Here is a 13042-nt window from a genome sequence, read left to right as displayed (position 1 = left end):
GTTGTGGTGACTGCGATTCTAGGGAACGGCCGCGCCCCTCCGGGCGCCGGCCGAGTCGCCGCCTACACCAAAATTCGGGACGCGTCCATCCGGCCGGGTTTGGCCGCTCACTTCGGCCCTTTTCTGCCACCGCGCCCGCAGTCTGCAACCCCGAGGCGTCGCGCAGCCCAGCGAAGGGAGGTTCCAAGGCCATCTCGCGACACCCGCCCGCCCCTCTCGCCAGCTCTGAACTGGGCAATCATTCACATGTCGGCCAACCAGCAGACAGCGAAATAGTTTTGGCGCCGACTTCATGGCTTACGGATATTAGTGAATACAGCACGGTTTCTAATCTATAACTGCTCAGAAAGAGTATTATGAGATCATCCGGATTCGAGTGGGATCAGAACAAGGCGGAGGCGAACCTCGCCAAACACGGAGTGAGCTTTCATGAGGCAACGCGTATCTGGCTCGATCCGAACTACTATCGCGTCAAGGTCGCGCACGAGCCCGAGGACCGGTGGCTCGTGGTCGGACGTGTCGCTCGGGGACGCTACCTCTCCGCAATCGTCACGTACCGCGGGGTCAACCCCGAACTCACCCGCATCATCTCTGCGCGACGCGCGACCAAGGCAGAAGTGAGGCGATACCATGGCTGACCGACCCACAAGCCAGCAGATCGACGAGCTGTTCGACGCCGGCGGGGAGGTGCTCCCCTACGCCGACGAGATGACCTTCGAGCGCCCCCGGCAGCCGCAGCGGCGGGTGAGCGTCGACATGAGCGCGCCGATGGTGGCACGCCTCGACGCCTACGCGAGTGAGTACGGTGTCACGCGCCAGTCGCTCGTGAAGATATGGCTTGCGGAGCGCCTCAACGACGAGGATGATCGCCGCGCCAGAAGGGCGACGTCGTAGCCCCTCCCCTGGCACCGCCCGCCCATCGGCACTGCGTGATAGCTCTCGACAAGATAGCGATACTCGTCGATGGCGAAGGTAGCCACTCATCATCAAGTCATAACTTACTAAGTTGCGACTTGATGTATCGAATGGGATTTCGCTCTGAGAAGAGATCGTGGGCCGCTCGTCCCCTGTAGCGATCGCGAAGATCCCGGGAGGCTAGGTTGCCAACGAACTCAACACGGCCGGGGGCTGGGCTGAAATCCGGGTCAACGTGCATGGTCTCCGCCGAACGGAACCATCCCGCCACACGGTAGACCTCCACCACCCGTCCGCCCACCACGGCGAGCGCCAGCCGAATGTCGCGCACGCGCTCCGAACTTGCTGCCCACTCGCCCCGGGTGCGCTCATAGAGCCGCTACTTGTTCCGCAGGGTCTCGCCATCCACATCCGAGAGCTTGATGAGCGGCGTGGGCTCGTCAAAATCCCGTTCGGTAAGCTCGCCCTCATGCTCTGGCTCACTCATGGCGAGCCTCCTTTCGAATACCCGGCACTGTGACCGGCCCAAGGGACCCCAAATCTGATTTGAATAAATCCGTTATAGCCGGCTCCTCACCACAACGAAGCGGAGCGCCCGCAAGCAGCGTCCCCCTACCGCACCTCGGCACCGAAGGGCCACAGGGTCAGCTTGGCCATCTTGAAGAGCTGCAGGCCAAACGGAATCCCGACGATGGTCACGCAGTAGAGCGCGCCCTCGGCCAGGTAGCACAGTGCGGACCACCAGCCGCCCAGGATCAGCCAGACCACGTTCGCCGCCACCGACGGCGCCCCGCCGCCGTAGACGATCTGCTTGCCGAACGGCGCCAGGGTCAGGCTCGCCATCTTGAAGGCCTGTCGGCCAATGGGAATCCCCACGATCGTGATGTGGCAGATCACGCCCAAGATGAGAAACCCGAGCGCCGTCACCCAGCCGCCCGTGAGGATCCAGATCAGATTGAACAGCACGCTCATGCAGCCCATAGTTGCCCTTCGTCAGACGAATCAGATGTGAGGAGTGTACCCACTCAAGTGGGATGCCCTAGCGCTGAGCAACGCTCGGCGCGCCGCTCGCCCGCACCCTACCCCACCCGCACGACGTCCCGGTACAGCAGACGGTGCCGCTCGTCGAGCTGCGCGTCTGCATGGTAGTGGCCGAAGTACCACTGCCGGAAGCTCAGACGATCCTCCAGTGTGTCAAACCACTCGTTGAGGCGGTCGCGCCCCTCGCGTCCGCCGACCACGCCCGCCGCGCCGAGCGCCGCGGGCAGCATGCGGCTCGAGCAGCAGTGCGAGACCACCACGTCCGCGTCCCAACCCGCCGCGTCCAGGTTCCTCTCGCCGCGCTCCAGCTCATCGGGGCTCGGCAGCTCCTCGGGAAACCAGCTCCAACCCTCCACGCGCCACTCCCGGTCGTGACTCGACGCGCCGCCCATCGCAAAGACGCGCAGGCCGCCCAGGTCGTAGACCTCCCCGCGCATGAGATGGACGATGCGCGGCCACTCGGGGTAGACCTGCACGCGCCCGCCCCAGCGCTCGCTCACGGGCAGGTCCGCCAGATACGGGAAGCACTCGTGGTTGCCGTCCACGAACAGCGTGGTCCACGGCCGCGCGCAGAGCCAGTCAAGCCAGTGGCGCTCGCGGTTGGAGCCGTCCCACGGCATGCCGAGGTCGCCGCAGACGATCATCAGGTCATCGCGCGTGAGGTCCCGCCCCTCGGGCCAGTTGCACCCCGAGAGCTTGCCGATGTCGATACCGCCGTGCACGTCCCCGGTGACCCAGACCGACACGCTTCCTCCTCGTTCGTCTCGTCTCACACGAGGATACGACAGGAGCCGCCGCGCATGGGTTACGTACAGGAGCATCGGGTACGTACAGTCGGCACGGTTACGTACACAGTTTCAAATCTAGTGACGAGAAGGACGAGGCGCTGAGCTGGGGTTTCTCGCTAAGCGCGGCGTTATCAAGTCTGAAAGTGTGTACGTAACCGGCTGGACTGCACGTAACCGGCGGGACCGTACGCCGCCGCGGACCCGACCCCGACAAAAAAGGGCTCTTCGGAACTTTTGGTGGGTAGCACATCGGCGCGACCGTGACCCCGACGCCGCCCGGCGGTACCATCTCACCGACGGACGGCGGGAGGTGCCCAAATGGATGCTCGGGCTGGGATGCTGGCGAGGCTCTTCGAGCACTCGATGGGCCTGGGGCCCGAGTGGCGGGTCGAGGACGTCTGGTTCGAGTCGCCCGAGTCCGGCGACGAGGAGCTGCACATCCGCGTGGGCAGGGCGCCCGGAGCCGCCGTGGCGTGCCCGGTGTGCGGGGCGCGCTGCGGCGTCTACGACGCGCGCGAGCGCACCTGGCGCCACCTCGACATCTGGCAGTTCCGCACCGTCGTGCACTGCCGGGTGCCCCGCGCCGACTGCCCAGAGCACGGCCCCAGGACCGTCCGCATGCCCTGGGAGGTGCGCCCGAACTCCCACTTCACCGCCCTCTTCGAGGCGCAGGTCCTCCTGATGGCGATGTCCGGGATGACCGTGACGGCGATATCGGGGCAGGTGCGCGAGTCCGACTCGCGCGTCTGGGCCATGCTCGGCCGCGCGGTCGGCGAGGCGAGGGCGGGCGCCGACTACTCGGGCGTGACGAGGGTCGGCATCGACGACACGGCGCGCGCCCGCGGCCAGCGCTACATATCCGTGATGGCCGACGTCGACGGCCGGCGCGTGGTCGCGGTCACCGAGGGCAGGGACCGCGGCGCGCCCGGCAGGCTCTGCGACCAGCTCGAGGCGCGGGGCGGCGACAGGTCCGCGGTCACCGAGGTGACGCGCGACATGGCGAGCGCCTACTCGCTGGGCTGCGCCGACGCCATGCCGGGCGCCGCCCAGACCGTGGACCGCTTCCACGTCATGCAGCTCCTCACCCGGGCCCTCGACAGGACCAGGAACGCCGAGGCGAAGAGCTGCGAGGAGAAGCGGCGCCTGCTCAGGGGGACCAAGTACGTCTGGCTCAAGCGCCCCGAGAACCTCACCGCGCGGCAGGCGGAGAGGAGGGCCTCGCTCGCCTCCGAGCACCTGCTCACCGCCCGGGCGTGCGCGATGGTGGAGGCGGTGCGCGCGGTCTACTCGTGCGGGACCAGGGAGGAGGCCGCCGCCGAGCTCGACCGGGCCATCTCCTGGATCATGCACTCCAACGTGCCCCTGATGAAGGCGGCGGCGCGGACGATACGCGGCGAGCGGGAGGGCGTCCTCAACTGGTTCTCCGCGAGGTCCTCGAACGGCTTCCTGGAGGGCGTGAACTCGGTCGTCCAGTCGCTCAAGAGGGCGTCCAGGGGGTTCAGGAACGTCGGCTACTTCACCACGATGATATTCCTCAGGCTGGGGAGGCTGGACTTCTCGGCCCAGCTGGCGTCAGCGCGTGCTACCCACTAGAAACCTCGAAGAGCCAACAAAAAGTGGTCCCAGATTGCTGGAGAGATTCTCGGAATAGCTCCCGAAGAAGTGAAGGGACGTATCGTCCACAAGTTATCTCTTCGCGAGGAACAAGGTGAGAAGGATCCCTACACTGGAGAGGCCATAGATCTAGAGCGTCTCGTACGAGACGACCGCTACTGTGAGATTGATCATGTTCTCCCCTATTCGCGGACCTGCGACGACAGCCGCTCGAACAAGGTGCTCGTCCTAGCCAAAAGCAATCAGAATAAGCGTGAGCGCACCCCCTACGAATGGATGACCTCAGGTGAGCCGGGCGCTCCCAACTGGGAAGAATTCAAAGCCCACACTTACGAGCTAGTCAAGGACCGGCGCAAGCTAAGCCGCCTCCTTAATACCAATCTAGACAAAGGCGCAGAGCAGGAGTTCATCAACAGAAATCTCAATGATGACCGCTACATGTCCGTCGCCGTAAAGAACTATCTCGAAGACTCGCTCATCTTCCCTGAAGACGGACGAAAAAGACACGTGAGCGCTGTGGCCGGTGGCGCTACCGGCAATCTCCGCTGGGTATGGGGTCTCAACTTCGGCGAACACGGCAGCAAGGACCGCTCTGACGACCGCCATCACGCGGTAGATGCGGCTATCATTGCCGCTTGTTCCGATAGCACGGTGAAAAAAGTTGCCGAGGCAAGCTCGAAGGGACGGGAGACATTCAAGCACCTTCGCCAAAACCGTCTTGCCGACACCCAACCCTGGCCAACGTTTGCTGAAGACGTCATCGCCTACAGAGAGCGCATCATTCCCACGCGCATGGTCAACCATGGCGTCACGGGACGCGTCTTCGAGGATACGCTCTATCACTTGGACGGCTTCACCAATGATAAGGGCAGATATCCCCTTGTCCGTGCAAATGGCAAGACCGCTAAGAAAGGTAACGTTGTCGGCTATCCTGACGGATCCGCCAGGCTCATCGATGGGATGGCCTTCCTAAGGCTTTGGCTGGACAAGTCTGCGAAGGGTCATAAAGGAGCCATGGGCAAGTGGTATGCAGAACCCGTGTACTATGCCGACATCCCAGCAATCAGAAATGGCACATATGTCCCACGAGCCTGCAAGATTCATGTCGCTCGCGTGAACTGGGAGCCTGTCCCCGCTTCAGCACTCGAATCCAAACCCATTGTGCTCTTCAGAGGAGATGTACTCGTTGTCGACGGGCATATTGGAAGGTACTGGTCGATCAACATCAGCGCATGTCGTCTTGCGATACGAAACATCCTCGGAGAAGAGTGGGTTGGACCAGGATATCCAGTCACCCCCAATGCCTGGGATTCCAATACCTCGGTTTCCGTGCTGCACGAGGATTGCTTAGGTCACTGCTACGAACACTTTGTGTTTGATTCGGATTCGTCAACAATACGGCCGGTCTAATGATCGAGCACCCGCTAAAACGCAAGAGTCATCTGTGCTCCAGGGTCTACACACCTATCTCGCGAGGTCCGCGTGTCAACAAGGACCTCGCGAGATTCATACTGCTTTTCGGTAAGCGTGAGGACAGTCACTGCTCCGGCATGCGGCAGGTTCTCCTTAAGTCGCCTCAGATGCGCGTCGGCGCCTTCCCTTGAGAGGAGAACGCGCGAGTAGACGCTGAACTGTTCCATGTGATAGCCATCTTTGATGAGAAATTTCCGAAACTCGGCATACGACCTACGCTCCTTCTTGCTGCCAGTCGGAAGATCAAACAATACAAGCATCCTCATAACTCTCATCAGAGCTCCTCACTCTATGAACGTCCTCCCCAAAGGAATGACGCTGGGTAACTCAAGCAGAGCAGCGTCTCTCTGCTTAACCGCAGCCTTCAATGAATGCAGTTCTTCCTCAATAGCCGCTTGTACGGAGACCAGACCCATCGGAGTGCTCACGACGATCTCAAAAACCGATGCAAGCTTGCGCTTTACTTCAGGGGTCAGCTTTCCGCCTAGTCTCTTCTGAACAACGAGCAAATCAACGACCGGCCTAAAGGGCTCGATGAGGTCATCGACTAAATTGAACGCATTGAGATTGTTCGCGTGATGAATCCCACGCGACACCAGCCAGCCCCCGCTTACTGCTGTTCTGCCGATGCCTGCGCGAAGCACGGTATAACCATAGTCAAGTGCCGGGCTATACGGACCCGCCCTTCGACCGCCCCGAGGAAGCAAGCGCTTAAAATACGCACTCGCTGCAACGGACTCTCTGTTTGATGTATCTCCAGACAAGACGTCTTTAGCAATGTTCCTCACGACGGAGCCATCAACACCAAGAAGGTCAAGGACCTTGCCTTGATTGCCAATCTTTGCTCTCACGATTCTCTGCCACAAACGCTTTTTCAGTGGCTTAGATATTGCAAGTTGATCATCAACGATTGCTGCATGACGAGAATGGGCTCCAATGGGGAGAAGCAGCCCGTTGGGCATATGGTCATCACCGCAGAACATAACGCCAATCCCGGCATCTACAAGGCGAGACAAAGCTGCTGCAGTTATGCGCACTTGATGTGATTCAACGATTACCACCCAAATGTCCTCTAGCGGAATCAGGCCTTTTTGTTTGCCGTCCTGGCTGATTGAAAGGGAGCCAGACTTCACCGCCAGTGACGCGGGGTTCTGTATACAGATTGTCCTCTTTGGCACGAGCGCACCACTCCCCAGTATTCGCTATACTGAATGCGTCTAGTCTTAGGATTTGTATCAACTGGGGAGTTGGAAGGAATCAACGGCTAGACAAGGGAATCACGTTTCCGTGATTACCCGCAAGGTAAGCCCACCGATGCTCTGGACATCGGTGGGCGATCCTTTTTTCCGTAGACGGTTTTCAGAAATTGGTGGGCGGATGCCTCTTCGACAACCCTGGTCAACTAGTTTTTCAATGCATAAGGCCGAGAAAGCCCCTGGTTACAGGGGCTTTCTCGGCCTTGGTATTGTACCAACTGGGGAATTGGAAGGCCGGCAAGACTGGATTACAACCGTTGAGGGCGCGTAGCCGATTGTACCAACTGGGGAATTGGAAGGCCGGCAAGACAGGCGGTTGGAAGAGGTCAACCGGCACTGCATTGTACCAACTGGGGAATTGGAAGGCCGGCAAGACTAGTACTCGGATGCCTCCTCTGGGTCTGAGATTGTACCAACTGGGGAATTGGAAGGCCGGCAAGACTAGACCACGACACCAAGAGCAAGCAGCGCAATTGTACCAACTGGGGAATTGGAAGGCCGGTAAGACACGTGGACGCGGTTGTCGGGGTCGCCCTGCATTGTACCAACTGGGGAATTGGAAGGCCAGCAAGACCAGGACAAGAAGGACATCGCCTATCAGGTGATTGTACCAACTGGGAAATTGGAAGATCGCCAAGATGGAGCGGTCGCCCGCGCCCTCACGCAAGGCCGATGCCGCCGAGCCAGCCCCAACGCGGCGCGCTCGCCACGCCGTACGAGGAGAGCCACAGCTCGAGGGGCGCGCGGCGCACGCGGGCGTCCACGCAGTCCATGACCTCGCCGTCGCCCACGTAGATGCCCACGTGTCCGTGGTCCCAGCCGCCGGGGCCGTAGGGCGCGCGCCCCACGGCGCAGATCATGCCCACGAGCAGGTCACCCGTGTCGTCAAGATGGCAGAACCCCTCGTAGAGCCCGCGCGCGTCACCGCTCACGTAGCCCACGCCCAGCCTGGAGAACGCGCGCTCGACCCACGCCGCGCACTGGTCGGCGCCCATCGCGGCGGTCCCGGCGGCGCACGCCACCAGCCGTCGCTGCAGCGCGCCCGCGTCCATGAGGCCCTGCGGCGCGCGGCCGACCGGGACGGGACGCCACGCGGGCTGGCCGTAGACGGTGGTGACGCCGTCGGGGGCGAGAAGCCCGCGCGCGTCCAGCGCCGCGAGCAGCCGCCCGCGCATGTCGTCCCTCTCGCCCACGAGCCCTCCGTCCGCGTCCCCGTCCCCGCCATTGTCGCCGACCCTCGGGCGCCGCACGCCCAAAACACGGAAACGGCGCCTGCCCTCGCGACCCGCCCGCGCGGGCCGTATACTAAGGGATGGCTCACACTACCGGCACGCGGCGCCCATCCCGGGCGCCTGCCAAAGGGAAGGGACCCCTCATGAGCGAGAAGATCGAGCCCAAGGACACCTGCGTACTCGTCACCGGCGGCGCCGGCTTCATCGGCAGCCACACCGTGGTCGAGCTCCTCCAGAACGGCTACCAGGTCGTCATCGTGGACGACCTCTCCAACGCCTCCGCCAAGGTCGTGGACCGCATCAAGACCATCGTCGGCGACGACGCCGCGGCCAACCTCACCTTCTACGAGGCCGACGTCAACGACCGCGCGGCCCTCACCAAGATCTTCGACGCGCACCGCATCGACCGCGTGATCCACTTCGCCGGCTTCAAGGCCGTGGGCGAGTCCGTGACCAAGCCCATCGAGTACTACTCCAACAACCTCGGCAACACGCTCACGCTCGTGGACGTCATGCGCGAGCACGGCTGCAAGTCCATCATCTTCTCCAGCTCGGCCACCGTCTACGGCGACCCGGACAGCCTCCCGCTCACCGAGGAGAGCCCCAAGAAGCCGGCCACCAACCCCTACGGCTGGACCAAGTGGATGATCGAGCAGATCCTCACCGACCTCCACACCGCCGACCCGGAGTGGAACGTCGTGCTGCTGCGCTACTTCAACCCGATCGGCGCCCACCCCTCGGGACTCATGGGCGAGGACCCCAAGGGCATCCCCAACAACCTGGTGCCCTACGTCGCGCAGACCGCCATCGGCAAGCGCGACGCCGTCCACGTCTTCGGCAACGACTACGACACGCCCGACGGCACCGGCGTGCGCGACTACATCCACGTCTGCGACCTGGCCTCCGGCCACGCCGCCGCGCTCGCGTGGATGAACGGCCGCACCGGCGTGGAGATCTTCAACCTCGGCACCGGCACGGGCACCTCGGTGCTCCAGATCATCGCGGCGTTCTCCAAGGCCTGCGGCCACGAAATCCCTTACGTCATCGAGCCGCGCCGTGCCGGCGACGTCACGGCCAACTACGCCGACTGCTCCAAGGCCAAGCGCGAGATGGGCTGGGAGGCCAAGTACGACATCGACGACATGTGCCGCGACTCCTGGAACTGGCAGTCCCACAACCCCAACGGCTACGAGGGCTAGACGCCGAGAAGGGCCGAGAAGGAATGACCACGAGCTTCGTCGACTACCTGCGCGCGCGGCTGCCCCTCGTGGAGGCCGCGCTCGAGCGCGCCGCCGCCCGTCCGCTCACGGATGACGCGCGCGCGGCGTCCGACCTCGACCGCTACCTCTACGACCCCATCGCGCGCTTCACCGCCTCGGGCGGCAAGCGCGTGCGGCCCGTGCTCGCCCTGCTCGGCGCCGAGGCCGTGGGCGGCCGCGCCGAGGACGCCCTCTCGTGCGCCGTGGCCGTGGAGCTCTTCCAGAGCGCGGCCCTCGTCCACGACGACATCGCCGACGAGGGCGAGCTGCGCCGCGGTGAGCCCTGCCTGCACCGCACCATCGGCACGGGCCTGGCGATAAACGCCGGCGACCTGGCGCTCACCCAGGTGGTCGAGGCTCTTCTCGCCGACGACGCACTGGACGACGGGCGGCGCCTGCGCGCAATCGGCGAGGTCATCCGCATGGAGCGCCACACCCTCGAGGGCCAGGCACTCGACCTGGGCTGGGTGCGCGACGCGCGCTGGGACCTCACGCCGGACGACTACCTCTACATGGTGACGAGCAAGACCGCGTGGTACTCGGCAGCCGTGCCGCTGCGCGTGGGCGCGCTCGTGGGCGGCGGCACCGAGGAGGCCGCGAGCGGGCTCGAGGAGGTGGGCCTCGCCGCGGGCGTGGCCTTCCAGCTCCAGGACGACCTGCTCAACCTCGTGGGTGACGCCGAGGCCCAGGGCAAGGACCTGCGCTCCGACGTCACCGAGGGCAAGCGCACGCTCGCAGTGGTCTGGGCGCTCGCGCACCTCGGCGAGGCGGACCGCGCGGAGCTCGTGGGGCTGCTCGGCAGCCGAACCACCGATGCCGCAGAGCTCGCTCGGGCCGTGGAGCTCATCGAGCGCGGCGGCGGCATCGAGCGCTGCCGCCAGCTCGCGGCCGAGCGCGCCCGGCAGGCCCGCGGCGGCGCGCGGGAGCTCGCGCGCGACGGTCAGATTACGGTTGAGGCCGGCGAGCTGCTCGCCTCTATGGCAGACTTCTTCGTGGAGCGCGCCGGCTAGGGCCGGCGGACGCCGCGAGACGGGGGAAAGATGGAAGCTATTCGCGAGGGCGCGGCGGGAGCCGCCGTCGAGGACATCCAGGAGCGGCTTGGCTCGCTCGGATACGCGATAGACGAAAGCGAGGTCGAGGAGCACGCCTTCGGCCGCTCGACGGCCACCGCCGTGGCGCGCTTCAGGCTCGACCACGGCCTCCCGCTCGGCGACGAGGTCGACGCCGCCACGTGGTCGGTGCTCGTGGACGAGGGCTACCAGCTCGGCGACCGCACGCTCTACCTGCGCCTCCCCAACTTCCACGGCAACGACGTCCGCCAGCTGCAGGAGCGCCTCAACGTGCTCGGCTTCTCGTGCGGAGAGGTGGACGGCGTCTACGGCGTCCACACCGAGGCGGCCGTCAAGCTCTTCCAGGAGAGCACCGGCGCGCTCGCTGACGGCATGGCCTTCCCCGACACCTTCGACGCCATCGAGCGCCTGCGCCACGTCTGGGCCGGCAAGCCCGCCGACGGCCCGCACCCGCAGGGCTCGATGGGCTTCGCTCGCGCCGCGAGCGTGCTCGAGGACGCGGGGCTCGCCATCACCGCCGACGACCCCATCTCGCGCAACGTGGCCGGCCGCATCTGGAACCTCGCGCACGCCACCGTGGAGGACTGCGCCCTCGAGCTCGTGGACTCGCCTTCTGCCACCAGCGCCGGCACGCGCGTGCTCATCGTGCTCTCTACCGAGCGCCTCCCCGACAACGTCGCCACCGGCATGGGCAACCTCGAGCTCGACGACATCGACTCGCTGCCCCTGCGGCTGCGCACCGCCATCCAGAGCTCCGGCACCGAGCCGCGCGCCGTGCGCATCGAGCTGCCCGTGGGCGCGTCGCCCTTCACCACGGGCGACGCGCAGACCTTCGCCGTGCTCCTGCTCGACGCGATCTGCGCCGCCTTCGACCGCCTGGAGCTGTAGGACCGGACCGGCGCGTCCTTCTCGCTGGCCTTCGCGTCCTTCTCGCCTGCCCTCGCTTGTATCGAGTGCGCGCTATTCGGAGTTTTATCTGGCTCACTTTGCTGTGAGCGGTGGTGTATCCGCAGGTGAGCGGTATGAAAATCAAACTCGTTTTGAAAACTCGGTCGGAATTGCGCGCACTCGACGAGAAGGGGGACATAAAGGTCGAGAAGGACCCGCCGCTGACCGTTAGGAGCCGCCATGTTCAGCCCGTTTCGAGACGCCGGCGGCGCCCCCAAGGGCCTCGCCGAGGTGACGTGGGACGACCTCGCCCAGCTCCGCGACTACGACGAGGGCTTCGTCCTCGAGTTCAAGGTCGCCTACACCCCCTCGGTGCGGCGCAAGATCCCCAAGATCGTCGCCTCCTTCGCCAACTCGCGCGGCGGATGGCTCGTGATCGGCGTCTCCGACGACGACCACTCCGTGCGCCCCGTCCCCCGCCCCCAGGCCGACTTCGGGCAGATCATCGGCGAGCTCTGCCGCCGGCACGTCTCCCCGGCGCCGCCCTTTGACGTGCGCTTCCTCGCCGATCCCGCCGACGAGCGCCAGGGCGTGGTCATCGTGCGCGTCGAGGAGGGGGACTTCCCGCCCTACATCGCCGACGGCGTCGTCGAGATCCGCGAGGGATCGACCTCCGGGCCCGCCACGGGCGCCGCGATGGTGGAGCTCTACGGCAAGGCCACCGGGCGTCGGCGCGAGATCGCGGCGTTCTGCAACCGCACCGTCTTCTACCCCGACCGAGGGGCGGACGGGGGTCCGCTCCCCCTCTTCGACCTCTACCTCTATCGCATGGGCGGCGCACGCGACGAGGCCCCCTCGCGCGAGGAGGTGGCGACCCACGTGGGGGCGATGGGCGCGGCCTTCGGGCGACGCGGCGTCAGCTGCCACGTCCAGCACGCGCACGACTCCCTCATCCTGCGCGCCGACCTGCCCGCGGGCCCGCACGACGCCCGCTCTGCGCTGGAGCTCTTTGGCGACGAGTCGATGAAGCTCACGGTCCCCGCCGTCCTTCTCGGCCCCGACGCGCGCGAGAAGGCCCTGGCGCGGATGCGCTCGATGGGGCGCTTCGCGGTGGACGAGACGCGCCTGATCGACGCCCGCGCCACCCTGCGGCGCGTCTCCCGCATGGCGGCGCTGCTCGACGGCTACGTGCGCGAGCGGGGCATCGGCTGGCGCGAGTACGCCGTGGCCTACGAGCTCGAGAACATGGCCGGCGTCGTGCTCTGGAGCGACCAGGAGGTCTACCTCGACTACGTGCGCGACCGCGGCGTGCTCAGCTGCGGGACCACCGACTGCCGCAGCCGCGTGCGCTACCTCGACGACGGCGCGCACGACTCGTTCCGCGCGCGCCAGTTCGCGGGCAGCCACTTCTTCGAGGCGTGCGGGCTGCCCCTGGGCTCGCGCGACCCGCGCGACAACGAGCTCGTGGACGCGCTGCTCAGTACCACGCACGGTTGACAGGGCGTG

The 13042-nt window shown here is 65.2% G+C and carries 12 protein-coding genes, 1 pseudogene and 1 CRISPR repeat array; of the genes and pseudogenes, 8 read left to right on the top strand and 5 right to left on the bottom strand.

Annotated elements, in window-relative coordinates; translation table 11 throughout:
- The first annotated feature begins 356 nt into the window (after positions 1 to 356).
- Together ACWTSU_RS02290 and brnA are read left to right on the top strand one after the other, a co-directional pair.
- Complete coding sequence (locus ACWTSU_RS02290) at positions 357 to 638, top strand: BrnT family toxin (RefSeq protein WP_455138259.1); 282 nt, start codon at positions 357 to 359, stop codon at positions 636 to 638.
- Positions 631 to 894, top strand: a complete 264-nt coding sequence (brnA, locus tag ACWTSU_RS02285) for a type II toxin-antitoxin system BrnA family antitoxin (protein ID WP_455138258.1) — start codon at positions 631 to 633, stop codon at positions 892 to 894. The genes ACWTSU_RS02290 and brnA overlap by 8 nt, the downstream gene beginning before the upstream one ends.
- Before the next feature lie 633 nt (positions 895 to 1527).
- Here brnA and ACWTSU_RS02280 read toward each other — a convergent pair.
- Complete coding sequence (locus tag ACWTSU_RS02280; RefSeq protein ID WP_455138257.1) at positions 1528 to 1896, bottom strand: YccF domain-containing protein; 369 nt, start codon at positions 1894 to 1896, stop codon at positions 1528 to 1530.
- 98 nt (positions 1897 to 1994) lie between these two features.
- Positions 1995 to 2702 (bottom strand): metallophosphoesterase family protein, encoded by a 708-nt coding sequence (locus ACWTSU_RS02275; RefSeq protein WP_455138256.1) that lies wholly within the window; start codon positions 2700 to 2702, stop codon positions 1995 to 1997.
- Between the two features lie 360 nt (positions 2703 to 3062).
- On the opposite strand from ACWTSU_RS02275, the gene ACWTSU_RS02270 reads away from it, so the two are divergent.
- Positions 3063 to 4337 carry an ISL3 family transposase gene (locus ACWTSU_RS02270; RefSeq protein ID WP_455138255.1) on the top strand — a complete coding sequence of 425 codons (1275 nt, stop codon included), beginning with the start codon at positions 3063 to 3065 and terminating at the stop codon, positions 4335 to 4337.
- 24 nt (positions 4338 to 4361) lie between these two features.
- Positions 4362 to 5768, top strand: a pseudogene (gene cas9, locus ACWTSU_RS02265) (type II CRISPR RNA-guided endonuclease Cas9); the annotation flags it as partial.
- 14 nt (positions 5769 to 5782) lie between these two features.
- On the opposite strand, the gene cas2 reads toward cas9, so the two are convergent.
- The 3 genes from cas2 to ACWTSU_RS02250 all read right to left on the bottom strand — a co-directional run bounded on the left by cas2 (position 5783) and on the right by ACWTSU_RS02250 (position 8280).
- Entirely contained in the window at positions 5783 to 6106 is a 324-nt protein-coding gene (gene cas2, locus ACWTSU_RS02260; RefSeq protein WP_455138254.1) for a CRISPR-associated endonuclease Cas2, read from the bottom strand.
- A gap of 9 nt (positions 6107 to 6115) precedes the next feature.
- Positions 6116 to 7009 carry a type II CRISPR-associated endonuclease Cas1 gene (gene cas1, locus ACWTSU_RS02255; RefSeq protein WP_455138253.1) on the bottom strand — a complete coding sequence of 298 codons (894 nt, stop codon included), beginning with the start codon at positions 7007 to 7009 and terminating at the stop codon, positions 6116 to 6118.
- A gap of 286 nt (positions 7010 to 7295) precedes the next feature.
- A CRISPR array of direct repeats spans positions 7296 to 7727; the repeat unit is 36 nt; unit sequence ATTGTACCAACTGGGGAATTGGAAGGCCGGCAAGAC.
- A gap of 19 nt (positions 7728 to 7746) precedes the next feature.
- Positions 7747 to 8280, bottom strand: a complete 534-nt coding sequence (locus ACWTSU_RS02250; RefSeq protein WP_455138252.1) for a hypothetical protein — start codon at positions 8278 to 8280, stop codon at positions 7747 to 7749.
- Between the two features lie 182 nt (positions 8281 to 8462).
- Between ACWTSU_RS02250 and galE the strand changes: the two genes are divergently transcribed.
- The 4 genes from galE (at position 8463) to ACWTSU_RS02230 (ending at position 13033) form a co-directional block, all read left to right on the top strand.
- A complete protein-coding gene (gene galE, locus ACWTSU_RS02245) occupies positions 8463 to 9518 on the top strand; it encodes a UDP-glucose 4-epimerase GalE (RefSeq protein ID WP_455138251.1) in 1056 nt (351 codons plus the stop codon).
- 23 nt (positions 9519 to 9541) lie between these two features.
- Complete coding sequence (locus ACWTSU_RS02240; RefSeq protein ID WP_455138250.1) at positions 9542 to 10588, top strand: polyprenyl synthetase family protein; 1047 nt, start codon at positions 9542 to 9544, stop codon at positions 10586 to 10588.
- Positions 10589 to 10618: 30 nt separating this feature from the next.
- Positions 10619 to 11536 (top strand): peptidoglycan-binding domain-containing protein, encoded by a 918-nt coding sequence (locus ACWTSU_RS02235; protein ID WP_455138249.1) that lies wholly within the window; start codon positions 10619 to 10621, stop codon positions 11534 to 11536.
- 240 nt (positions 11537 to 11776) lie between these two features.
- The gene (locus ACWTSU_RS02230) at positions 11777 to 13033 is read left to right on the top strand and encodes an AlbA family DNA-binding domain-containing protein (protein ID WP_455138248.1); all 1257 of its coding nucleotides are present in this window, start codon (positions 11777 to 11779) and stop codon (positions 13031 to 13033) included.
- The last annotated feature ends 9 nt before the right edge of the window (positions 13034 to 13042 follow it).

The organism is Thermophilibacter sp. (assembly GCF_966187215.1).
The sequence above is the reverse complement of the archived record's forward strand: the minus strand, read 5'-3'. Positions and strand labels throughout refer to the sequence as shown.